This is a genomic window from Streptosporangium album (genome assembly GCF_014203795.1).
GTDB lineage: Bacteria > Actinomycetota > Actinomycetes > Streptosporangiales > Streptosporangiaceae > Streptosporangium > Streptosporangium album.
The window spans coordinates 276,615-299,251 of the sequence record NZ_JACHJU010000004.1 but is presented as its reverse complement, the minus strand read 5'-3'; the positions used below and the strand labels follow the sequence as shown (position 1 = coordinate 299,251).

At 67.9% G+C, this 22,637-nt stretch carries 21 protein-coding genes and 2 pseudogenes; 13 read left to right on the top strand and 10 right to left on the bottom strand.

What is annotated here, in order from left to right; translation table 11 throughout:
- Positions 1–300: 300 nt before the first annotated feature.
- Positions 301–1,215, bottom strand: a complete 915-nt coding sequence (locus FHR32_RS35260; RefSeq protein WP_184758854.1) for an IS982 family transposase — start codon at positions 1,213–1,215, stop codon at positions 301–303.
- Positions 1,216–1,315: 100 nt separating this feature from the next.
- Positions 1,316–1,462, bottom strand: a complete 147-nt coding sequence (locus FHR32_RS35255) for a hypothetical protein (protein WP_184758853.1) — start codon at positions 1,460–1,462, stop codon at positions 1,316–1,318.
- Positions 1,463–1,692: 230 nt separating this feature from the next.
- On the opposite strand from FHR32_RS35255, the gene FHR32_RS35250 reads away from it, so the two are divergent.
- A complete protein-coding gene (locus FHR32_RS35250) occupies positions 1,693–2,163 on the top strand; it encodes a hypothetical protein (RefSeq protein ID WP_184754836.1) in 471 nt (156 codons plus the stop codon).
- Positions 2,160–3,200, top strand: a complete 1,041-nt coding sequence (locus FHR32_RS35245; RefSeq protein ID WP_281391169.1) for an IS3 family transposase — start codon at positions 2,160–2,162, stop codon at positions 3,198–3,200. The genes FHR32_RS35250 and FHR32_RS35245 overlap by 4 nt, the downstream gene beginning before the upstream one ends.
- Positions 3,201–3,204: 4 nt before the next feature.
- On the opposite strand, the gene FHR32_RS45180 is transcribed toward FHR32_RS35245, so the two are convergent.
- The gene (locus FHR32_RS45180; RefSeq protein WP_376773433.1) at positions 3,205–3,900 is read right to left on the bottom strand and encodes a hypothetical protein; all 696 of its coding nucleotides are present in this window, start codon (positions 3,898–3,900) and stop codon (positions 3,205–3,207) included.
- Entirely contained in the window at positions 3,897–4,313 is a 417-nt protein-coding gene (locus FHR32_RS43490; RefSeq protein ID WP_345006384.1) for a transposase, read from the bottom strand. The genes FHR32_RS45180 and FHR32_RS43490 overlap by 4 nt, the downstream gene beginning before the upstream one ends.
- An 834-nt stretch (positions 4,314–5,147) precedes the next feature.
- Here FHR32_RS43490 and FHR32_RS35235 point away from each other — a divergent pair.
- The gene (locus tag FHR32_RS35235; RefSeq protein ID WP_184758850.1) at positions 5,148–6,503 is read left to right on the top strand and encodes a leucine-rich repeat domain-containing protein; all 1,356 of its coding nucleotides are present in this window, start codon (positions 5,148–5,150) and stop codon (positions 6,501–6,503) included.
- A 72-nt stretch (positions 6,504–6,575) separates the two neighbouring features.
- Here the strand turns inward: FHR32_RS35235 and FHR32_RS35230 are convergent, their stop codons facing one another.
- Positions 6,576–6,806, bottom strand: coding sequence for a hypothetical protein (locus FHR32_RS35230; RefSeq protein ID WP_184758849.1), 231 nt, complete (start codon positions 6,804–6,806; stop codon positions 6,576–6,578).
- Between the two features lie 51 nt (positions 6,807–6,857).
- Between FHR32_RS35230 and FHR32_RS35225 the strand changes: the two genes are divergently transcribed.
- From FHR32_RS35225 to FHR32_RS35210, 5 genes are all read left to right on the top strand, one after another.
- Positions 6,858–7,406, top strand: a complete 549-nt coding sequence (locus FHR32_RS35225; RefSeq protein WP_184758848.1) for a DUF4158 domain-containing protein — start codon at positions 6,858–6,860, stop codon at positions 7,404–7,406.
- Between the two features lie 12 nt (positions 7,407–7,418).
- Complete coding sequence (locus tag FHR32_RS35220) at positions 7,419–7,820, top strand: hypothetical protein (protein ID WP_184758847.1); 402 nt, start codon at positions 7,419–7,421, stop codon at positions 7,818–7,820.
- 92 nt (positions 7,821–7,912) lie between these two features.
- Positions 7,913–9,340, top strand: coding sequence for a DUF4158 domain-containing protein (locus FHR32_RS47750; protein ID WP_425584264.1), 1,428 nt, complete (start codon positions 7,913–7,915; stop codon positions 9,338–9,340).
- Between the two features lie 58 nt (positions 9,341–9,398).
- Positions 9,399–10,784 carry a Tn3 family transposase gene (locus FHR32_RS47745; RefSeq protein ID WP_425584263.1) on the top strand — a complete coding sequence of 462 codons (1,386 nt, stop codon included), beginning with the start codon at positions 9,399–9,401 and terminating at the stop codon, positions 10,782–10,784.
- 285 nt (positions 10,785–11,069) lie between these two features.
- Complete coding sequence (locus FHR32_RS35210; protein ID WP_184758846.1) at positions 11,070–12,203, top strand: methyltransferase; 1,134 nt, start codon at positions 11,070–11,072, stop codon at positions 12,201–12,203.
- Positions 12,204–12,361: 158 nt separating this feature from the next.
- Here the strand turns inward: FHR32_RS35210 and FHR32_RS45175 are convergent, their stop codons facing one another.
- From FHR32_RS45175 to FHR32_RS35195, 3 genes are all read right to left on the bottom strand, one after another.
- Entirely contained in the window at positions 12,362–12,901 is a 540-nt protein-coding gene (locus FHR32_RS45175) for a hypothetical protein (protein WP_246468301.1), read from the bottom strand.
- A gap of 241 nt (positions 12,902–13,142) precedes the next feature.
- Positions 13,143–13,559 (bottom strand): hypothetical protein, encoded by a 417-nt coding sequence (locus tag FHR32_RS35200; RefSeq protein WP_184758845.1) that lies wholly within the window; start codon positions 13,557–13,559, stop codon positions 13,143–13,145.
- A 565-nt stretch (positions 13,560–14,124) separates the two neighbouring features.
- On the bottom strand, positions 14,125–15,033 hold the full coding sequence (locus FHR32_RS35195) for an IS701 family transposase (RefSeq protein WP_281391168.1): 909 nt from the start codon (positions 15,031–15,033) through the stop codon (positions 14,125–14,127).
- A gap of 65 nt (positions 15,034–15,098) precedes the next feature.
- Between FHR32_RS35195 and FHR32_RS35190 the strand changes: the two are divergent.
- Positions 15,099–16,750: pseudogene (locus tag FHR32_RS35190) on the top strand (ISAzo13 family transposase).
- A 41-nt stretch (positions 16,751–16,791) separates the two neighbouring features.
- Here FHR32_RS35190 and FHR32_RS35185 read toward each other — a convergent pair.
- Positions 16,792–17,136, bottom strand: a pseudogene (locus tag FHR32_RS35185) (transposase); the annotation flags it as partial.
- Between the two features lie 132 nt (positions 17,137–17,268).
- Between FHR32_RS35185 and FHR32_RS35180 the strand changes: the two are divergent.
- From FHR32_RS35180 to FHR32_RS35165, 4 genes are all read left to right on the top strand, one after another.
- Positions 17,269–17,532 (top strand): hypothetical protein, encoded by a 264-nt coding sequence (locus FHR32_RS35180; protein ID WP_184758843.1) that lies wholly within the window; start codon positions 17,269–17,271, stop codon positions 17,530–17,532.
- Positions 17,508–18,032 (top strand): hypothetical protein, encoded by a 525-nt coding sequence (locus FHR32_RS35175; RefSeq protein WP_184758842.1) that lies wholly within the window; start codon positions 17,508–17,510, stop codon positions 18,030–18,032. The genes FHR32_RS35180 and FHR32_RS35175 overlap by 25 nt, the downstream gene beginning before the upstream one ends.
- 488 nt (positions 18,033–18,520) lie before the next feature.
- Positions 18,521–19,378 (top strand): GNAT family N-acetyltransferase, encoded by an 858-nt coding sequence (locus FHR32_RS35170; protein WP_221466671.1) that lies wholly within the window; start codon positions 18,521–18,523, stop codon positions 19,376–19,378.
- A gap of 487 nt (positions 19,379–19,865) precedes the next feature.
- Positions 19,866–21,164, top strand: a complete 1,299-nt coding sequence (locus FHR32_RS35165) for an ISAs1 family transposase (RefSeq protein ID WP_184758840.1) — start codon at positions 19,866–19,868, stop codon at positions 21,162–21,164.
- A gap of 213 nt (positions 21,165–21,377) precedes the next feature.
- Here the strand turns inward: FHR32_RS35165 and FHR32_RS35160 are convergent, their stop codons facing one another.
- A complete protein-coding gene (locus tag FHR32_RS35160; protein ID WP_184758839.1) occupies positions 21,378–22,586 on the bottom strand; it encodes an FAD-dependent oxidoreductase in 1,209 nt (402 codons plus the stop codon).
- Positions 22,587–22,637: the final 51 nt, after the last annotated feature.

Here is a 22,637-nt window from a genome sequence, read left to right as displayed (position 1 = left end):
CAAGGGGGGCTTACCAAGTACGCCGGAAAGGGGCAGCGGGCTGGTCAAATGGCTTACTGAAGCCTGAAGCGTGACTGTCTGCGCCGATCTTCCCGTGTTTGGCGAACTTGGCCTTCAATGGCTTCCGGCTTCCGGAAACACTCAGCTGGTTCTGCGCGACCCCCTGACTATGAGGAGGTGCTCGCCGCGTACACGGTCGCGCTGGAGGGTTCGCCGCTGGCCCGACTCGAGCCCCGAAAACCGGTTGTCCGGGGGACCCGCCAAGGCCTAGATCCCTGAGTCCAGGGGGTCTGGTCACGTTCAGTGGTCGTAAGCGATCAGGGATCGTTTGATCGGCTGGCCGGTTTTGTCGTTGTGCCAGATCGCGGCGGTCAGCGCGAGGATCCGGGTAAGCACGCGGATGACGACTCCGGCAGGCGTGCGGCCGCCGTGACGCTCCAGGTCAAGCGGCCCCTTGAAGGTCTGGTTGATCGACTCTATGACCTGTCGTAACGGCTTGAACAGCTGTGCGCCGGCCCGTTCGGGCTCGTTCTTGCGGGCCGGCCGCAGCAAGGTCAGGTCACGGTCGGCGACAGCCCGTTCGAACGCGCGGCCGTAGTAGTTCTTGTCGCCGATGATCGTTTGACCCGGGTGGGCCGCCACCAGCTCGGGGGCGGCGTCGAGCATCCCCAGCAGGGTCTTTCGTTCGTCGGCCTTGGCGCCGGTGAGCGCGAAGGCGACCGGCAGCCCGCCCAGGGTGCACAGCAGATGCAGCCGCAACCCCCAAAAATACCGGGAGTGACTGGCGCAGTAGCCGTAAGTCGCCCACCCGGCGAGATCACTGCGCCGGGCCGTCTCCCGGGAGCGGCCGCACTCCACCGGGGTGGAGTCGATGACCCACACGTCATCGCTCCACAGCGAGGTGTCGGCCGCGAGCATCCTGATCATGTGCAGGACCAGGCCGGACGCCTTGCGGAGCCGCTTGCCGTAGCCCGACTGGCCAGGCAGATACGGGAACATGCCGGTCAGTTCGGCGTACGCGTGGCGCAGCCGGCGCCGCTCGGAGGTGAAGCCCAGCAGCGCCGACATCACCGCCGGCGTGATCAGCTCAGCGTCACTGAGCGTAGGTGCGATGCCACCCTTCGGACGCCAGGGCACCAAATCCGGCGAAGCCTTCAGCGCGTCGTCGATCTTGACGTAGATTGCGATGGCGAGGGTGTTTAGGTCTGTCGTCACAAACGGATCCTGAACGCCCTCGCCCTGTTTCCGCAGGCGATCCCCTGGACTCAATCATCCAGTCGGTGGTTTGTTAGGGCGGGGCGTAGAGGTTGAGGGATCATCCTGCGGTGACGGCTGTGACCAGGGCTTGTAGTTCAGCGAGCGGGGGCCTGCTCGACCAGTTGCGCCACCAGCGTTGCAGCAGTGCGCAGGGGGTCAGCCAGCCGCGGACGTAGCGGACGGCCCGGGGCCGGCACAGTGGCACGGGTGGCACCGTGACGGTGAGCCCTCTCTCTCCGCCGCTAACCTCGGCCGGGGCGGGCGGGACCTGCGGTGATGTGGCCGGATCGGCGGGCCGGGTATGCCGGCAGAAGGTGAACGCGCACATCACCAGGGCCCGGTGGCGGCGGATCGCGGCATCGGAGCCCTCTCTGTCAGACTCTTGTGAGACATGGGATGAATGAGTCTTCATGATGTGAAACAGGGCGAGACAGGATGATCGAGACAGTGACGATGACCCTCGCAGACCAGGCCGCCATGAGGGGGCAGGATGGTCTGGTGACCGACGATCGGGTGCGCCGGCCGGTGCGCCGGACCTTCACCGCCGCCTACAAGGCGCGGATCTTGGCGGCCTATGACGCCCTGCCCGAGGGCAGCCCCGAGCGTGGCGCGCTGATGCGCACCGAGAAGCTGTATCACTCCCACATCGAGCACTGGCGAAAGCAGCAGGAGAACGGCACACTGGCCGCTTCGACGGGTAAGCCGAAAAAAAGCACGGAGTCGGAGGAGCTGGCCCGGTTGCGGGCCGAGAACAGAAAGCTCAAGGCCGACGCGGCGAAACTGGAGGCCAAAAACGAGAAGCTCAGCGGCGAACTCGGGAAGACCAGGACCGCGCTTGATATCGCGGGAAAAGCATTCGCGCTGCTTCGGGACATCTCAAGCAGCGCGGACTCCGACACGAACTGACTCGGGTCATCGACGAGCATTTCCCGGAAATGGAGGAGTTGCTCGGCACGGCCAGGGCATGTGCGATCTTGGGAAGGTCGCGGGCCACGTTGCACCGGCGCCGTAATCCCACCCCGCCCCGGCTGGGTCCACGCCGCCCATTTCATCACCCGGCCCAATTGTCGGAACACGAGCGCGAGCAGGTGCTGGCCGTGCTGGACTCGCCCCGGTTCGCCGACAAGTCACCGGGCCAGGCGTGGGCGACCCTGCTGGACGAGGGCGTCTACCTGTGCTCGCAGGCCACGATGTACCGGCTGCTGCGCCAGCGCGGCCAGTCCGGTGAGCGGCGCGTCCAGGCCGTCCATCCGGCGAAGAAGAAACCCGAACTGGAAGCCGACGGGCCGAATCAGGTGTGGTCGTGGGATATCACGAAACTAAAAGGACCGGTGCGCGGCGTCTATTACCTGCTGTATGTCATCATCGATATCTTCTCGCGGAAAGTGATCTGGTGGGAGATCTGGCCGACGGAGACGGGAACCCTTGCCAGGGAGTTCATCGAGCACGCGATCGAGGCCAACGGCGGGATCGCCCCCGGCGCGATCCACGCCGACCGTGGCACCTCGATGACCTCGAACACCGTTTCCGGGCTGCTCGCGCTGCTGGGAATCGACCAGTCCCATTCACGGCCGCGTGTGTCCAACGACAATCCGTACTCAGAAGCGCAGTTCAAAACACTCAAGTACTGTCCCGCGTTTCCTGGCCCGTTCGGGTCCATCGAAGATGCCAACGTCTTTTGCGACCAGTTCTTCCGGTACTACAACAATGAGCATCGCCATTCCGGCATCGGAATGCACACCCCGGCATCGGTGCACGACGGCTCCGCGGCCGAGATCCACGCCAGGCGGGCCGCCACGCTGAACGCGGCGTTCCTGGCCCACCCCGAGCGGTTCCACGGCCGGCGGCCCTGTCCGCCGCCGCTGCCCTCACGAGTGTGGATCAACAAACCACCCACGACCCAAGAGGTCGATCCTTCACCACAAACCACACAAGTAGCCTGATGTCTCAACCGGTTTGACAGATTCCGGAGCGGACCTGGAAGTCGGCCCAGCCCAGTTCGTCCTTGACCTGCTTGTAGCCCTGTTCGATCCAGGTGCGCAGGCCGTAGAGGCGCACGATCTCGGCCAGGTCGGCGGGCGGGAAAGACGAGAGGGCAGCGCGCGGACCGCCGGGGCGGGGCAGACTGGTGGCCAGGTACCAGGTGGCCTTGGCCGGCAGCGTCGCCGGGTCGGTGGTCGCGATGATCAGCCGGACCGCCTGGTGCGGGCCGTAACCGCCCAGGACCGCGTCGGCGGCCCACCACACGCTGGTGTGGCCGTCGCGGAACCGCCGCACGACCGTGGTCCAGGCGCCCGGTGCTTGGGGACCTCCCCAGGCAAGCTCACGGGCGGCGTCGATCGGCGTGTGCGCCTCATTCATCGGGGCCCAGGAGCCCTGGTGCGGCTTGAGCGCGAGCACGAACGGCCAATCCAGCGGCCCACAGTTCAGCGGCGTGGGCCGCATTGTCACCGTAGGCGCAGTCGGCCACCAGCGCCCGAAACGGCACGGCGGCGGCCTGAGCTTGGCCCGCCAGAGCGGCCGCGAGCTGCGGTTTGGTGTGAAACGCCGGATCGCTGCGGCCCCGGGCAGCCGACCCGCGGGGGTATAGGGCAGCGCGTGCAGCGGATAGTAGACCCGCTCGTCGGCCCACAGGGTGGTCACCGCCACGATCCCGTTCTCGATCTTCCCGACCGAGCCCAGGTACTGATGGGCGGTGTGCGCGGTGGCCGGTCCAACACGGCTCGTCCGATGGTGCCAACGAGGTCGATGGTGGTGCCGGCGATCACGTTCGCGGCTTGGACGATCTGATCGCGGGCGGTCTGAAAGGCGACGGTGAAGCTCCCCCGGTCGGGATCGATGCCACAGGCGGTGGCGTCGGCGATGGCGATCCGGATGACCTGATAGGCGCTCAGCAGGGCGTAGATCTCCTGGGCGGCACCGGGCAGGGTGCGGGCGCGCAGTACGCGGCGGCCGAGCATGCTCTTTTTGATCGCGAAGTATGCCGATTCCACTTCCCACCGTTGGTGATACAGCGTGACCAGTTTGAGCTTTCCCCCGTAGCACGGCCACCTCACCCGAGTTGATCCTGTGTCGGCTGGGAAACTCAGTGGGGGAGTGGCCTGGTGGTTGTGTTCGCGTTGTTGGGTGTGCCGGTGAGGGCCGGGCTTTCAGCGCGTTCCTGTCTTTCTGCTGGTCGTTCGTGGGTGGGGGATGAGGTGGATCACCAAGAGAGGGAGTCTCACCTGTTGAGGATCGTGGCACTCGAGATGGTGCGCATGGTCGTGTCCTCGACGATGACGGCGAGGCGCCGCCAAGTTGTTAATCTACATAGTAAAGGCGTCCGGTCAATTTCAAGATCACTTACAGATGGACTAAAGACTCTCTCCAGAAAGAAAAGGTGGGTGGCTACATCAGTAGGGGTGTCGGTAAGGCTCGATCCACCAGCCGCAAACGACGGCGTCCGCCCAGGTGAGCACCCTGCCTGCCCAGCACCCGCTCTTGGTCGGCTAGACCTGCCGGTAAGCCGGCTCCGCCTCCTCATGCCGCCCGCGCTGGTGCAGCACGGTGGCGAGGGCGCGGCGGAGCGACATAGGGGTCCTGGTAGTACTGGGGAAATTTTCGACGGATCTGCAGGTCGAAGCCCCCGTAAAGAGCTTCGAGCACAGCCTGGAAAACGGACCGCTGACCTGCATATCCGTTGTTTCCTGCGCCGTTACTACCGGGACCCCGGATGTCGGGGAGGACGGGAGCCACCCTGAAGGCCGGCTCGACGCGCTCAAGACCGCCGGATGCCGGAGGTTTTGGCCAGGGGGCGAGCCTGTCGGTCGGTGTCGGTCCGCGGGTTTGAGTGAGGGGTCATGATCAGTTCCTTGGACGAATGTCCGGGTCGCTCTGTATGGTGCAGGGCCATGACCTCCGCTTCAGGAACTCCCGATCTGTCGGCCCTGTCCGCCAAGCTCGCGTCCGCGTCGCCCGCGCGGGCGTGGAAGGCGGTCAGGGAACTCGTTCTGAGCGGCGGTGGCGATGCTCTCGAACTGGCCGCCGAGTTCGCGGAGGTCGCGGACGCCTCCACCGACAAGCTGCTCAAGCTCTGGGCGCAGGCCTCTGACCCGGACGGGTTCGCCGAGTTCCTTCTCGCCCCGGCGTTCGTGCGCGAGGGGCGCACCGCGCTGGAACTGCGCAAGCGTGAGTCCTTGGACGGCGTCCGGCATCTGACGAGCCTGCGGTCGCTGCGGCTGGTCGGCTGCAGGCACCTGACGGATCTGTCCGAGTTGGCCCCGCTGACCGGGCTGGTCGAGCTCGACCTCCAGGGCGCTGCGGCCGTTACCGATCTCACCCCGCTCGCCGGGCTGACTGCCCTGAAGAACCTCAACCTGCGCAGCTGCCGCGGGGTGTCGGATATCTCTGCGCTGTTCGGCCTGCGTCGTCTTCGCCGGCTCGACCTGCAGAGTTCCGGGGTGCGCAGTGTCGCCGGGGTCGGCGGCGCCTTTGGCGAGCTGGAGTATCTCAACCTCGAGAACTGCCGTTTCGTCCATGACGTGAGCTCTCTGGCGGGGCTGCGCAACTTGACCGAGCTGGACCTGGCCTTCACCAAGATCGAGTCTCTTGCCGGGCTGCGCGATCTCGGCTCCGTCTCCGAGCTGACGCTGCACTGTTCGCGTCTGACCAGTCTGGAGGGCATCGACTCGATGCCCGGGCTGCGTCGGCTGTGGCTCAGCGGAGCCACGAACTTGAAGAGCCTGGACGGTCTCGGTCACCACCCCCGTCTCACCGCTCTGGGCTTGCCGTCCGCTTCGCTTCCCGACCTGCGTCCGCTCTCGCGGCTCCCGGCCCTCACCGAGATCGTGATCAACGGTTGCAATAGGCTCACCTCGCTCGACGGGCTCGAAGGGCATCCATCGATCAACGAGGTCACCTTGTGCTATTCGACGGACCTGCGAGACTTCTCGGCCCTCGCCGCGATGCCCGCCCTGCGGGAGCTAACCCTCCAGGGCCTCGACCAACTCGCCGATCTCAGCCCCTTCTCCGGGCTGTGGCACCTCGAAATCCTCAGGGTGGTGTTCACCGATAGCTTGCAGACCCTCGGCGTCCCTGATGATCTGCCGGCCCTGCGCACGCTGGAGCTCTACCAGTGCCCCTCGCTGGTCGATCTGGGCGCGGTCCCCGATCTTCCGGCTCTCAAGGAGATCAAGGTGGCGGAGTGCGCGGCGATCCCGTCCGCCACTCTCGCCGACCTGGAGTCCCGGGGGCTCCTCACGCGCTGAGGACGACCGGGCGTCTACTCGGGGTCGTGGTCATATACGGCCGGGATTTCCCGCTAAGCGTTGGGTCGCTGGTCAGCGGGGTTCGTCCCGGGTGGTCCAGCCGTGCTTGGTGATGAGTTTGGACAGCGCGTCGCGGAGTTGGTTGATGCGTTCTTGGGTGTCGGGGCCTTGGATGCCGATGGTGATGGCGGTGTCGGTAGCGTGGTAGATGGGGTTCCGGTAGCAATGAAGAAATTTCCAGCGAAGTAGCCTCTGACCTGCGGTAATGGAGGTGTTTGACCGCCTGTGGCGGTTGGTGATCACTGCCGCTACGTTCGTTCCGGTTTTGTCCGGTACGGCATGTGGGGTGGTGCGTTGTCAGAGAAGATGTTCTCCGAGGAGCGGTTGGAGCAGCTGTGCTCGTTCCCGGAGATCAGCAGCGATGAGTTGATTTGGTATTTCACGCCGACGTCGGCTGATGTGGCGTTTGTCGATCCAGGTCGTGGGCGGCGCTCCGTGGATCAGTTGGGCATGCTGGTCCAGCTCTGTGCGCTGCCGTGGCTCGGGTTCGTGCCCGATGATGTGGCCTTGGCGCCGCCGGTGGCGGTGGCCTGGGTCGCGGAGCGGCTGGGCGTGTCGTCGGTGGCGTTGTCGTTATACGGGCAACGTGCGCAGGCCCGTTCGGATCATCTGGCGCAGGTCGCCAAGTATCTGGAGTGGAAGACCGCTCCCGCAGAGGGCCGGGCGATGAAGGAGTTGGAGCAGTTCCTGCTGGATCGGGCGATGGAGCATGATTCGCCGATGCTGCTGTTCAACCTGGCGCGCGAGTATCTGGTGGCGGCCAAGGTGATCCGGCCCGGTGCCCTGGTCTTGGCCAAGATGGTCGGCACGGCGCGCAAGGGCGGCGCCGGTCTGACCTCGTAGTTGGTGGGGCACTTGCTGACGGAGGAGGTCCGCGCCGACCTGGAGCGGATGCTGGTGGTGGATGCGGGGCTGGGGATGACCCGGCTGGAGTGGCTGGTGGCCCCGGCCTGGGACGCTTCGGTGACCTGGGTGAAGACCGCGATCGACAAGCTGGCCTGGCTGCGGGCGATCGACGCTCACCAGATGGATGTGTCGGTGCTGCCGAACGAGCGGCGCCGGTTCCTGGCCCAGGTCGCGCGCCGCTCGACCAATCAGGGGTTGGAGCGGCGCAGGGAGCGTAAGTTCCCGATCCTGCCGGCGTTCGTGGCCCAGGCCGCGGTCGATCAGCTCGATGAGGTGGTGGCCCTGTTCGACCAGGCTGTGTCGGCGCGGGAGTCGGGGGTTGAGGAACATCGGAACGAAAACCGGCGCTAAGCCCTGGTGGTGCTCAGGGAGGCTTTGACCTGGGCTTCTGTGGCAGCGGAACCTTCGGCAGTCGTTGTTGATCGACTGTTTGGAGGTCCGGGGTGCCGGTCGAGTTTTTGACGGATGAGCAGGCCGCCGCGTATGCGGCGTTTCGCGGAGCGCCGTCCCGCACAGAGCTGGAGCGATTCTTCTTCCTGGACGACGCGGACCGGGAGCTGATCGAGGGCAAGCGGCGGTCCCATAACCGTCTGGGCTTCGCGGTGCAGCTGACGACCGCGCGGTATCTGGGGGTGTTCCTCGATGATGCCACGGACGTGCCGGCGGAGGTTGTCGACTACCTCGCCGAGCAGCTCGACATCGGCGACGTGTCGGTTCTGAAGGCGTACGGCGAGCGGGAGAACACCCGCCTGGACCACGTACGCGAGCTGCGGCGGGTCCTGGAGTACACGGAGTACGCCGAGGTCGAGGCGGAGCTTCGGGTGTGGGTGGACGCGCGGGCCTGGACGACCGGGGAGGGGCCGAAGGCGCTGTTCGACGCGGCGGCGGGGTGGCTGCGCGAGCGGCGGGTGCTGCTGCCCGGCGTGACAACGCTCGCGCGACTGGTCGCCTCGGTGCGGGAGGCGGCGAACCAGCGGCTGTGGGACAGCCTCTACGGGCTGCTCAACACCGGTCAGCGGGCGGTGCTCGACTCCCTGTTGAGCGTGCCGCCGGGGGCGCGGGTGTCTGAGCTGGACCGGCTGCGGCGCGGCCCGGTAGGCATCTCCGGGCCCCAGATGAAGTGGGCGCTGGAACGGGCGGAGGAGATCACAGACCTGGGCATGGGCGAGCTGGACGTGTCCGCGATACCGCCGCGCCGGCTGGCGGAGCTGTCGCGGTACGGGGTGGACGGCAAGGCGTCACTGCTGCGCCGTCACGGCGACTCCCGCAGGTTGGCCACCCTGCTGGCCACCGCGGTTTACCTGACGACCCGCGCGGTCGACGACGCGCTGGACCTGCTGGAAGTGCTCATTGCCACGAAGCTGCTGGCCAGGGCGGAGCGGGAGACGGCGAAGCAGAAGATGAAGACCTTGCCGCGGGTCGAGCGGGCCTCGGCGAAGCTGGCGACCGCGTTCCAGGTCGTGTTCGACACGATGTCCGAGCAGGTCGACACCGACACCGGGGAGGTCTCCCCGCCGGAGGTGGAGACGGTTGAGGCGATGTGGGAGCGGATCGAGGCGGTGGTGCCCCGGCAGGAGCTGGCGGCCGTGATCGCCGCGCTGTTCGAGCTGACCCCACCGCTGGACTCCGACGCCGACGAGGCATGGCGGGCGATGCTGGTCACCCGATTCGGCACCGTACGGCCGTTTCTCAAGCTCCTCGTCCAGGTCGTCGACTTCGGCGCCACCCCGGAGGGTCTGCCGGTCCTCAAGGCTCTGAAGTCGCTGCCTGACCTGATGGGGCGCAAGAAGGTCGGGCCCGCCGAGATCGACACGTCGCTGCTCGTGGGCTCGTGGCGGCAGCTGGTGCTGACGGCGCCACACCTGGAGTGAGCACCTGGCGGCGCGGGCCGCGCTGCTGGACGGCACCTACCGGGAGGTCGCCGCCCGGGTGCCGGCGAACTCCCAGATCGTGTTCGACGACGACGGACGGCTGCACTTTGCCGCCCTGGAGCCGGAGCCGGAGCCGGAGCCCGAACCCGCCTCCCTGCTCCATCTGCGGAAGGCGGTGGAGGCGATGCTGCCCCGCGTCGACCTGCCGGAGGTGCTGCTGGAGGTGTTCTCGTGGACCGGCGCCGACCAGGCGTTCACCTCCATCACCGGCGGCGAGGCCCGGCTGCGGGACCTGCACGTCACGATCGCCGCACTGCTGGTCGCGCACAGCTGCAATGTCGGCTACACCCCGGTCATCGGCTCCGTCGACGCCCTCAAGTACGGGCGGCTGTCCCACGTCGACCAGACCTATCTGCGGCTGGCCACCTACCGGGCCGCGAACGCCACGCTCATCGAGCACCAGGCCGTGATCCCGCTCGCCCTCGCGTGGGGCGGCGGGCTGGTCGCCTCGGTCGACGGGATGCGGTTCGTCGTCCCCGTCCCGTCCGTCTACGCCAGGCCCAATCCCCGCTATTTCGGGCGCCGGGGCGGAGCAACTTGGCTGAACATGATTAACGATCAGGCGGCGGGACTGGGCGGGAAGGTGGTGGCCGGCACCTCGCGCGACTCCCTGTACGTGCTCGACGTCCTCTACGACCGCGACGGCGGCAAGCGCCCGGAGATGATCGTCACCGACACCGCCTCGTACAGCGACATCGTGTTCGGACTCCTGACACTGGCCGGGTTCGCGTACGCGCCGCAGCTGGCGGACCTGCCGGACCAGAGGATGTGGCGCATCGACCGTACCGCCGACTACGGCGCCTTCACCGACGCCGCCCGCGGCCGGGTCGACCTCGTCCGGATCGAGCGGCAGTGGGAGGACATCCTGAGGATCATCGGCTCCATCCACACCGGCGCCGTGCGCGCGTACGACGTCATCCGGATGCTGTCGCGGGATGGACGGCCCACGCCGCTGGGGGACGCGATCGCGCACTACGGGCGGATCGCCAAGAGCCTGCACGTCCTTCGCCTGGCTGACGAGCCCGGCTACCGGCGGCAGATCAAGGCGCAAGCCAACCTCCAGGAGGGCCGCCACGCGCTCGCCCGGAAGATCTTCCACGGCCGCTCGGGGCAGCTGTACCAGCGCTACCAGGACGGCATGGAGGACCAGATCGGCGCGCTGGGACTCGTGCTCAATGCCATGGTCCTCTTCAACACCAGGTACATGGACGCTGCGGTGGCCCAGCTGCGGGCGGACGGCTTCGACGTCCGCGACGAGGACGTGGCCCGCCTCTCACCGTTCGTACGGCACCACATCGACATGTTCGGCCGCTACTCCTTCCAGCTCCCGGACCTCCCCGGCGGCCTGCGACCGCTGCGCGACCCGGACGCCATCGACGAGTGATGCGCCGGGCCGGGCGGGGAGCGTTGAGCTCTCCCCGCCCGGCGCCAATGGGCTGGGTTTGCCTGCGGGGAGAGAGCTGTGCAAACCTCTTACGTCATCTCTCTGAAAGGGCTGGTCGTGACGCTCGGCATGGTTCTCGGCGATTTCTCCTCTCGCGCTTCGACGCGGGAGCGGTAGCCCTGCCTGCCCTGACACTCGCGCCCGTGCTGTAGCACGGGCCGTTTCTCCTGCTCCTCGTCGAAGTGCTCTTCGTGCCCCTGCACGTTCGATCACGAGGAGTACGTGGTGTCCACGATCCACTGGACCGAATCCCACACCGCCCGATCCGCCCGCTGGCATTCCGAGAGCGCGACACCGCTTCCCCGCCGGGTCGTCGTCGCGGACGACCGCACGAAAGCCGATACCGCCTACCGGCTGGCCTGTGAAGGCACGGCCTTGTTGTGGCGCGGCGACTTCCACAACGCCCGTCAGCTGCTGCAAGCGATGAGCCGTCGCATCGGCCGGAAAGCTCCCCGGCCGGGTGACACCCCGGCTGACTCCTTCCATCTGCACCGCCGGGCCCGCGGCCACCGTGCCCGCGTCTTGGGCAGGCTCCTCGTGCTGCTGGAGGACGACTATTCCCTGGGCCTGCGCAGAGCTCCCGATGTGCGTCAGGCATGCTCCGAGGCATACGGTCCGCCTCACAAGCCATTGGTGGTCTCCCTCACAGAGCTGCTGGGCGTGATCGGGGCGCATCAGTGGCGCAAGAAGGGCGTGGCGGTACCGGCCCTCGACGCTCGTATTCACCCGCATTACGGCGTGTTCTCCCCGGTCAGGGGTGAGTACGTCGACCTGGTCGCGCAGGCGTCACTCCCTGGGCCGGCAGACCACCGTGCCGGTCGCCGTACCGCGTTCGACCTCGGCACGGGGACGGGTGTGCTCGCCGTCGTCCTGGCCCACCGGGGGCTCGACCACATCGTGGCCACCGACATCAGCCCGCGCGCCCTGGCCTGCGCGCGCCAGAACGTCCGCCGACTGCACTTCAGCGCGCACATCGATGTCTGGGGCCCTGGCCTCTTTCCCGAAGGCCGCGCCGACCTCATCGTCTGCAACCCGCCCTGGATTCCCGCCCGGCCCACCTCGGCGGTCGAGCAAGGCGTTTACGACCCGGACAGCAACATGCTTCACAGCTTCCTCAACGGACTTACCGCCCACCTCGAACCGGGAGGTGAAGGATGGCTCATCCTGTCGGACCTGGCCGAGCGCCTCGGACTCCGGACGCGCCGTGAACTGCTGGCCGTCATTGAGGCAGCAGGTCTGCACGTGCTGGACAGGGTTGACGCCAGGCCACGGCATCCACGAACGAGGGACACCACCGATCCCCTCCACGCTGCCCGCGCTGCGGAGATCACATCGCTTTGGCGCCTGACCGGTAATTGACCACAGCTCAGTGTCGGCTGTCGCCGGGGGCCAGCAGGCTGGTGACCTCGGCGATGGCTTCGGGGAGGGCTTGAAGTAGCGGCGGACGTTCTCCGGCTTCTTGTGCCTCGACTTGGCCATCAGCATCAGCAGGCTCGCTCCGGCCTTGCCGAGGTGGGTCATGGAGGAGTGGCGGTATTCGTGCAGGTCCCAGCCCGTGCCCGGCCCGCGTACGGCGGTGTGCTCGTCCAGTAGGGCACGGGCCTGGCCGTACGAGAGGCGTGCAAATCCGGTGTCCGGGCACACGTCGCGCGGGCTGACGACCTTCCCCGGACCGGGCCGGCGGTGGGTGACGAACACCGGCCCGCACGTACGGCCCTTGAGCAGGCGAGGCAGTAGCCGGGCGGTGCCGGCGTCCCAGTAGACCGTCTCCAGATCGGCACGTTGAGCCGCACCCGCCCCGTGCTGGGGTGGGCGTCGAGGAGCTCGGGGATCCCGGCGCGGGCGACGACGATGCAGGCGTGGCGGTGGCGTGAGGCCAGCACGCACAGGCGCCCGGATTCGAGGTGGAACGCGGTGGCGTCGCGCCGTCTGGACAGCGGGTGGAGGACGATGGTCACGGCGTACTCGCGGCGATCGTTCCCGGGGGCGGGGAACCGGGGAACGAGCCCGCCGTCCGCGACGACGACAGCCGGACCCAGAGCATGCGAAACTGACATACAGATGGCCTCCGGGCCTGTGGTGACGAAGCGTAGAGAACTCCATCATCCCAGGCCAGAGGCCATCGTCATGTCACCAGACGGGGCGCGCACGCCAGCGGACAAGCAGCCAAACAATGATCAACTAACTTTGAAAAGACCATGGCCGACTCCATGCCGACCGGACACCTCACCCGCCGACGCGCCGATCTCCCGGCGCACCACACCGGCGAACGTGGGCGTCGTGCGACTGCCCGCTCACTCAGCCGCAGTGCACCCTGTTCAGATTCCGCACCCCGGTCGCGACCTGCCCCCGGACGTCGATGCACTTGCCCCGGGCCGAGACGTACACCGGACCCGCGTAGTGCGCGAACATTCCGTTGTCGGCGCCGGCCCAGGCCGTCGCTCCTCCGAGGCCGATCGCGACCGCCTTGCGGTTCACCCGGCCGGCGTAGGAACCGTAGCCGTAGGTGAGGGCGCAGTTCTTGCCCGAGCTGGAGCTGTAGTAGACCTCCAGGGTGCCCGTCCTGGCACCGCTGGCGGGGATGGCGTAGACGCCGACGCGGCTGTAGCCGCCGCCGCAGGGACCGGCCGCACTGGCCGGAGTGGCACCGGCCACCAGCCAGGTGGAGACCAGCGCCGCACTCGCCAGAGTTGCGATCTTGCTCCGAGTTCTCATGGGGTTCGTTCCTTCTGTCGATCATTGCCGCCCCACGAGACCCGTGGGCCTCGTGGGGACGAAGGGTCCCATGATCTTATATGGGAGGATTTATGGCGTATTAGGTAAGCGCCGAAACGACCTCGCCGGGTGCGGGCGGCCTGCTCGATGGTGCCTGGCTCGATGTCCGATGCCCATGAGATGAGACCGGGTGCTACATGCTGCGGCATGAGGGGACCTTGATCCCAAGCGGTGAAGGCAATCGGACCTTCCGGAAGATCGGCGGGTTGGGGACTTACCGGGAGAAGTAGGCTTCCTGCCCTCGTTGAGCTTTTGACCTTGGCAGTCTCGACGGACCGATCCATGAGGGAGTGGTCCGTGGGGCAACAGCGCCGTCCGCTGACGATGGCCGACCGTGAGGAGATCTCGCGATGTCTGGCGGTGAACTTGTCGAACAAGGAGATAGTAGGGCTTTGTTAGGTCCTGTGATGAGGTTCGGGGGTTGGGGCGGGTTGGCCGCATATCGAGCAGGCGCCGGTCCAGGTGGCCAGGAGGGCCTGGAGTTCGCGGAGGACCGCGTAGAGGGTCAGGCCGGCGCAGGGACTTTTGGGTCGAGCCTGAGCAGGGTGCAGAAGGCCTGGGCGAGTGAGGCGAGGGTGACGTGGCGGTGCCAGCCGAGGTAGTTGCGGCCCTCGAAGTGGTCCAGTCCCAGACCGTCTTTGAGCTCGCGGTAGTCGTGCTCAACTCTCCAGCGGATCTTGGCGATTCGGGCCAGCTCGCGCAGTGGGGTGTCGACGGGCAGTGTCGAGAGCCAGTAGTCGGTCGGCTCGGCGGAGTCAGGTGGCCACTCGACGAGCAGCCGGCATTCGGGCAGCGCACCGTCGGCGCTTCGCCGGATGGATCGGTTGGCCGGGCGGACCCGCAGGGACAGGAACCGCGAGCGCATGTGGGCGTTCGGGTTGCGTTTGGTGGCCTTGCCGCCCTGGCGCCAGGTGACGGTGCGGGTGGCCGCTTGTCCGGCTGCCAGGGCCAGCGCGCGCAAGGTGGTGTGCGGCTGGGGGTAGGCGGACACGGGAGGCCGGCCCTGCCCGGAGTACGGCGGGCGCTCGGGGCTCGCGTCGCCCGGGTGTGCGGTCGTGGTGGCCTTGACCGCGACCGCGTAGGTCAGACCGCGCTCGGTCAGGCCCTCACGGAAGCCCGTGGCGTCCCCGTACCCCGCGTCGGCGACGACCGGCAGATCGGGCAGTTCCCAGTTGCCGCGCACCTCGTCGAGCATGTCCAGTGCCAGGCGCCACTTCTCCCGGTGGCGTGCCGCGTCGGGGACGGCGGCCTTGGCGCGGCGGCGCCGGATCGCCCCGGCCAGCGGCGCGTCCTCGCCGTGCTTGGCGTCGTCCCAGCTCTCGGGCAGGAACAGGCGCCAGTCGACGGCCGAGGACGCGCGGTCCGACACCAGGTTCACGCTGACGCCGATCTGGCAGTTGCCGCGCTTGCCCAGGGCTTGTTCGTGAATAACTGTCAGAGTTGATCTGCGGGACCGGGTCGACGGTGAGACGCTGGAGCATGACCGCCTCTTCGAAGGAAGATGTACCCGCAGCCGAGCTGCGGGCCAAGTTCGAGCAGATCCTGCCGCACCTTGACGAGCGGTGCCGTCGCCTCTACCTGGCCAGCGAGGCCGCCGTGCTCGGCCATGGCGGGATTGCCCTGGTGGCCGCAGCCTCCGGCATCAGTACCGCCACCATCGCGCGTGGCATCATCGAGCTGGAGACGCACCCCGCGCCGACCCGCCGCATCCGGGCCTCGGGCGCCGGGCGCAAACCGCTGACAGTCACCGACCCCGGCCTGCTACCGGCCCTTGAGTCACTGATCGAGCCGCACACTCGCGGCGACCCCGTCTCCCCACTGCGCTGGACCACGCTGTCGCTGCGCAGCCTGGCCCATGCCCTTTCCGCGCAGAAGCATCCGATCGGTGCCACAACCGTCGGCCACCTGCTGCACGGCCTGGGCTACAGCCTGCAGGGCACGGCCAAGACCACCGAAGGCACCCGGCATCCGGATCGCGACGCCCAGTTTGCCCATCTCAACGCCACCGCCGCCGCCTTCCTCGACGACGACCAGCCGGTGATCAGCATCGACACCAAAGCCAAAGAGTGGCTCGGCAACCGCGACCGGCCTGGACGTACCTGGCAACCGGGAAAGAACCCGATCAAGGTGGACAGCCACACCCTCGTCACCAGCGACCAGCCAGTGGCCATCCCCTACGGAATCTACGACCTCGCCACCAACAGCGGCTGGGTCAACGTCGGAACCGATCACGACACCGCCGAGTTCGCGGTGGAGTCCGTCCGCCGCTGGTGGCGACGCCGCGGTTGTCTCGACCACCCGCACGCCACCCGGCTGTTGATCACCGCGGACGCCGGTGGCTCCAACAACCCCCGCTACTGGACATGGAAGAAGCAACTACACGACTTCGCCCGCGAGAGCGGCCTTGAGATCACGGTCTGCCACTTTCCTCCCGGCACTTCGAAGTGGAACAAGATCGAGCACCGGATGTTCTGCCACATCACCGCCAACTGGCGTGGCCGCCCGCTGACCAGCTACCAGGTCGTCATCGAGACGATCGCCGCGACGACAACAGAGGCCGGACTGAGAGTCAGCGCCGAACTGGACACCGGCAACTACCCACTGGGCACCGCCGTCACGCCCGCCGAGTTCCATGCCCTGCCGATCACACCCGATGCATTCCACGGCGACTGGAACTACACCCTGGCCCCCACCCCTCCCAGACTTTCCGAAGAAGCCGAGACCAACCAACCGATCGATCCGGACGTGACCTGGATGCTCACCGATCCGGCCCTGACCGGCATGCCGCGCTCGGACTTCGCCCGCCTGGTGCAGATCTCGGAGCCCTACTGGGACGCGCTGGCAGAGGCGGCCTTTCAACGCCGTTTCCACCGCCCGCGCCGCTACCTCCATCCGCAGACCAGCAGCCTAGATCACTTCCACCGGCTCCTGACCGCTTTACTCCGTCGCCGCAAGGCCGCGACCAGCACCCTCCTAGCCCGCCTGCTGGGCGTCACCCGCACCAACCTGTCCAACCAGTTCCAAGATGGCCACCGGATCCTCGACCTGCACAAAATCTCCGTCACGCCGATCCCCGGATCGCCCGCACGTACGCTCGAGCAACTGCAAGATCGTATTACGTCCGCCGATGACTGCCCCGCAGATCAACTCTGACAGTTATTCACGAACAAGCCCCCAGCGCGCCGCAGTACATCCGCGCCACCCCCGGCGAGTCGTAGCCGTCCTTGGGAAAGCCGACATCGTCGATGGCATACGCCTCGGGAGCGATGTGCGCCGCAGCCCAACGGGCCAGCCGCTCGCGGACCTTGGCGTAGTCCCAGGTGGAGGAGGATACGAACTGCTGGAGTTGCTGGTGATCCACACCCAGACGCTCGGCCATGGGCTGCATGGACTTGCGCTTGCCGTCCAGCATCAGCCCGCGTACGTACAACTCGCCCTTGGCCCGCTGATCCCGACGGGGCAGCGAGCCCAGCATCTCCGCCGCGAACGCCTCCAGGCGCGGACGGATCTCTTCCATCTCCTCAGGTGCCACAGCTGAAAGAAAACCACGACACTATCTCTGATGGGTGTAGCTCGTTTTCAGGGACCTGTTGACCTGGGAGGTTGAAGGTCTGCTCGCCGCGGGCGGGATCGTCTTCTACCGTGCGAGGTGGAGGCGATCGCGATGGGCTCGTTGCTGGAGGAACTGGTTCGGCGGGAGGCTGCGGCCAGGGAACGGGCCGAGGCGATCCGGGAGCAGATCGACCACTTGGGCCAGCGGCCGGCGGCCGAGGAGGAACTGCTGTCCCGGCTGGTGGTGGTGTCGGTGGACGGCAAGGGCGCGGACGGCACGGCCATCGGCCGCTGCGACCCGGACCCAAGGCCCGCGGTAAGTGGCTGTGCGGGTCGGTGTCCGCCGACCCCGACGAGGTGATCGGATCGGTGTTCGACCAGGCCGAGGCCCGCGACCCGGCCCATGTGCGGACCTGGGTGGTGCTGGTCGACGGCGCCCGCCATCAGCTCGACCTCGTTCATGCCGAGGCCGAGCGCCGCGGTGTGCGGATCAACGTCGTCATCGATGTGATCCATGTGATGGAGTATCCGTGGAAGGCGGCGTGGTGCCTGCACACGGGCGGTGATCCGGCCGCTGAGGACTGGGTCGCCACTCATGGGCTCGCCGTGCTGGCCGGTCACGTCGAGGACGCTGTGGTGGCCATCGACGCTCAGGCCGGCGCCGTCGGCCTGGCCCGCGATCGCCGCGGTGGCGTGGATGCGGCCGTCCGTTATCTGCGGGGCAACGCCGCGTTCTTACGCTACGACGAGGCGTTGGCATCCGGTTGGCCGATCGCCACCGGCGTCATCGAGGGAGCCTGCGTGCCGAGCATGGCGACCGGTTGCCATGCGGGCTGTCCCCGGAGCAGGCCGCACCTTTGATCATCGCGGTCAACGACGGGCTTCAGCTCCAATGGCTGCTCAATTCCCATGACGTGGTGATCGGCGAGCTGTTCCGGGCGTTCCTGGCCACGTTGGAGGGCGAACCGCCCGCGCGGACCCGACCCGGACGCGGTCCTCAAGGCCTCGGGGAAGGGCGGATCGGACCTTGATGGGGTGCGGCCGGAATACGGGGGAACGGGCCGCGCCGGGCCACCGACCGGACAGAACCTGGATTCTGCCCGGTCCCCGTAACCGCATCTCCGCAGGTCAGCAACCTGGCGTCGGCTTGGGTGCCAATCCGGTCTCACGCCCCGCACGACAGTCTGCCGCCGAAACCCCAGTTCCCGACCCCACCGTCCGACCTGCGGTTTCAGGTGGACGCGGCCCGTTCCCGCCGTATTCCGGTGGCACCCCTTACTGACTGCCGGCGGGAAATTCGGGTGCGGAGGGTCGGTGGGATGGTGTGTGATCGGGGGATGATGATCGAGATGGGTAGGCCGGGGGTCGACGGGCTCGGTGACGTGGTGCGGGTGTTGGGGGAGTGGCAGTACGACGGAGGGCCCGTGCAGTTGCATCCGGGGGATGTGGGGTGGTTCTGGCAGTTCGGTGCGGAGCGGATGGCGGAGGCTACGCGGACCTGGAGTCGGGCTGGGGATGTTCTGGCGGTCGGGCTGCTGGATGGTGCGGAGTTGCTGCGGTTGGCGTTCGCGCCGGAGGCGTTGCGGGACGAGGAGTTGGCGCAGCAGGTGGTCGAGGACGTGTCGGCGCCTGAGCGTGGTGTGCTGCTCGAGGGCAAGGTGTACGTCGAGGCGCCGACGGGTGCGCTGGTCCAGGACCTGTTGTTCAAGGACGGCTGGGAGAGTGGCGAGCCGTGGACGCTACTTCGGCGTGACCTCGGCGCGCCTGTGCCGGATCCCGGCGTTCGCGTCGAGGTGATCGGGCCGGAACAGGCGCACGAGTGGTCCGCGGTCCTGCGGGCGTCGTTCGACGGGTCGACGTTCACCGACGAGCACTGGCACGCGATGGCGGCAGGTGCGCCGTATGTCCACGCGCGGTGCCTGGTCGTGCGCAATGAGCAGGGCGAGGCGGTGGCGGCCGTGACCGTGTGGTCTGCGGGTGAAGGCAAGCTAGGGCTGATCGAGCCGATGGGGGTGCACCGGGCACACCGCGGTCACGGTTACGGCCGAGCGATCACGGTCGCCGCGGCGCGCGCACTCCAGGAGTTGGGTTCGTCCAGCGTGGTCGTGTGCTGCCCGAGCTCCAACGTCGGCGCCGTCGCCACCTACCAGTCGGCCGGCCTCGAGCAGTTGCCCGAGAGACGGGACCTGTACCGCAACGCTTCCTGAGGCTTTCGGTGTGGGGTCGGGGTGTGGCCAGTGATCGCGAGGCCGGTCTCGGCGAGGCAGCCGTCGATCAGCGGCCAGCGCCTCCAGCACGCCCGCGTGCGCGGCCAGCACCGTGATGTCCAGATGCACGTCGCCGGCGGTTGGTCCGGCCTGGTCGAATCGGTCGGCCACACGTGCGCTGGCCCCTGCGGCGGATTGGTGCTGCCGGAGGTCAGGGGAGGTGAATCAGCACCGTGACGTCCGGGCTGGGCAGGTTGTGGATGTCGGTCAGCCCTTGATGGAGAAGAAGATCGTGTCCGGGGCGTGCCCATGCTTGAGGTCGTACTGCCATTCGTCGTGCTCGAACTGCCACGGCCCCGGCGTTGTTCCGGCTTGATGTGATGGGTCTGGTTGGTCCGGTCGCCATCTGGGCGAGTTGGCAAACGAGCACGACTTCTGCTGATCTTTCAGGTCTCTAGGCCAAAAGATCTTCACAGGAGTCGTGCTCGTGTCCGTATCTTCCCCGATCGGCCCCGTCCTTGACCAGCTCGCCGATCTGGCCCTGTGGGAAGCCGAACTGCAAGCTGACCCGATCCGGGTGGAATCCTCACTGGTCAGCAGGCTCGCCCGGGTCCCAGATCGGCGTCGCCTGCGTGGTCGCAGGCATCCGCTGCCGGTGGTGCCGGTCTTGACCGCGTGCGCGACGCCGGTGGTGGGCAACGACTCGGTCGCAGCGATCCGGCAATGGGCGGCGCGGACCTCCCAGGAGGTGCTGGAGAGCCTGGGTGCTCGCCGCGATCCTCTGCTGGGCCGGTCCGTCGTGCCCGGCGAACGGACCTTCCGGCGGGTGCCGGCGGACCTGGACGCGGACGCGCTGGAGGTGGCGACGTGCGGGTATGCCGCCGACGTCGTGCGGGGCATAGCCCCCGTGCCGGTGATTGCCCGAACCCCCGGACCGGCCGAGTGCGAGGAACGCCGTGCCGTACGAGACACGGCCCGCAACCCCGCTCCGGCCGGACTGCTGCCAGGCGTGGCCGTGGACGGCAAGGCCCTGCGCGGGGCCCGCACCGCCGACGGCCGGGTGTTTCCGGTCGGGGCGATCGCTCACCGCGGCGGCGTGGTCTTGGGACAACGCCGGGTCCCCGACAAGCGCGGTGAGAACACCGTGGTCAAGGAACTGCTGACTCCGCTGGACCTGGCCGGGATGGTGGTGGCCCTGGACGCTCTGCACACCACCAAGAAGACCGCCCGCCTGATCACCCAAACCCTCCACGCGCACTATCTGCTGATTTTGAAGGGCAACCAGCCGCCGGCCCGGCAAGCCGCGCGTCTCCTGCTGACCGGCACCGACGCCGAGTTCGTCGAGGCTACCGACGTCGACGACGACCGCGGCCACGGCCGGGTCGAGCGCCGGACGCTGCGCACCGCCCCCGCCGACGCCACCTTGCTCCCCGGTGCCCGCCAGGTCTTTCGGCTGCGCCGCGACAGCGGGGACCTCGATGGCGTCTGGACCGGCAAGGAGATCGTCTTCGGCGTCACCAGCCTGCCTGCCGACCTCGCCGGTCCCGAGCATCTCAACTTTCACGAACGCGCGCACCGGTGTGTGGAAAACCGGCTGCACTGGGTCCGCGATGTTACCTTTCACGAAGACTCATCCCAGCTCAGGACTGGTACCGCACCGCGCCCCCTGGCCGGCTTCCGCAACCTGGCGATCAACACCTTCCGCCTGGACGGACGCGCCAACATCGCCCACGCCCGCCGCGATCTCCTCAACCACAACGACGCCTTCGCCGTCTACGGCATCTGATCAACCGTGCCAGAGGGTCTGCCTGCATCGGACCGCCAGGTGGCGGTAACCCCGCCCACTCTGGCTCGCTAACGCCACTGGCCGTTCGGTTGCTGCTCACCGCCCCGTGGCGGAGTTCGTATGGCGGGCGGTGGATCTGCCGGAAGGAATCCCGGCGGTGCCGTGCTGTCCCGTGAAGCCGTGGCGAGCTGCTGGTGCTCTCGCGCTTGGCAGTCAGGATGGCTGAACTTCGTCGAAGAGGGCGAGGGCTTCGGTGGGGTCCGGGCTCACGAGGCGTTCCAGACCGGCCGTCGTGATCTTCGCCCATCTGCCGGCCCGTGCCCACATCTGTTCCTCGAAGGCGCGGACGGCCTCGTCCAGATCGCCAGGGCCGGGGGCGGCGGCGACGGACTCGGCGAGTTCGGCGCCTTCCAGCATCGCGAGGTTCGCGCCCACCCCCAATGGGGGCATCAGGTGGGCGGCGTCGCCCAGTAGCGTCACCCCGGGGACGTGGGCCCAGGTGTGGGACACGGGCAGGACGTAGAGGGGGCGGTGGACGAAAGCGGTGCCGTGGCGGAGGAGGTCGAGGACGGGAGCGGCCCAGTCGTCGAACAGAGCCAGCAGGCTTGATCGCACGGCCTCGACGTCGGCCAGGTCCAGGCCCGCGTCCATGCTTGCGTCCAGGCCCTCGTCCATGCCTGCGTCCAGGCCCGCGCGCCGGTTCAGGCCCATATGCCGGTCCAGGTTCGTGTGCCAGTCCAGCGGCGCGCGGAACTGGGCGTACACCTTGACGTGGCCGCCGCTGTTGCGCTGGGCGACGAGGGCGCGGTTCACGCCGTACACGGCCATGGAACCGTCGCCGATCAGCCGGGCGAGGTCGGGGTGGCGGGTGTCGACGTCGTCCAGGGAGGTCTCGACCGAGGTGACGCCGGTGTAGTGCGGCGTCGCGGACGAGATTGCCGGGCGGACCCGGGACCAGGCGCCGTCTGCGCCGATCACGAGGTCGAACGTCTCCTGTCGCCCGTCCGCGAAACGGACCAGCACGCCGTCCCGGGTCCCCGGCACTACCTCCGTCACGCCCCGCCCCCACTGAACGTCGAGGGGGCCGAGCAGCAGGTCACGGAGTTGCCCCCGGTCGATCTCGGGATTGGCCCGGTCACCCGGACGGGGTTGCCAGTCGCGGAGGACGGTCCCGTCCGCGTCCAGGATGCGCATGGCCTGCCCCTCGGGACGGGACAGCGCCTGGAACTCCGCCAGCAGCCCCGCCTTGCCCAGCGCGAGCTGGCCCATCCCTTCGTGCAGGTCCAGCGTGCCGCCCGGGGGACGGGTGTCGGGGGCGGGATCGCGTTCGAGGACGGTGACGGGGTGACCGTGGCGGTGCAGGACGCGGGCGAAGGTGAGGCCGGCGGGGCCGCCCCCAATCACGGCGATACGATGTCTCATGTCGATATACTGTATAGTATCAATACGGTGTATCGCAACAGTACGATGCAA

Coding starts and splice junctions, on each gene's coding strand:
- FHR32_RS35250 (WP_184754836.1), top strand. CDS start 1,693: ATGATCGAGACAGTGACGATGACCCTCGCAGACCAGGCCGCCATGAGG.
- FHR32_RS35200 (WP_184758845.1), bottom strand. CDS start 13,559: ATGAGAACTCGGAGCAAGATCGCAACTCTGGCGAGTGCGGCGCTGGTC.
- FHR32_RS45175 (WP_246468301.1), bottom strand. CDS start 12,901: ATGTCAGTTTCGCATGCTCTGGGTCCGGCTGTCGTCGTCGCGGACGGC.
- FHR32_RS35235 (WP_184758850.1), top strand. CDS start 5,148: ATGACCTCCGCTTCAGGAACTCCCGATCTGTCGGCCCTGTCCGCCAAG.
- FHR32_RS35170 (WP_221466671.1), top strand. CDS start 18,521: ATGGGTAGGCCGGGGGTCGACGGGCTCGGTGACGTGGTGCGGGTGTTG.
- FHR32_RS35160 (WP_184758839.1), bottom strand. CDS start 22,586: ATGAGACATCGTATCGCCGTGATTGGGGGCGGCCCCGCCGGCCTCACC.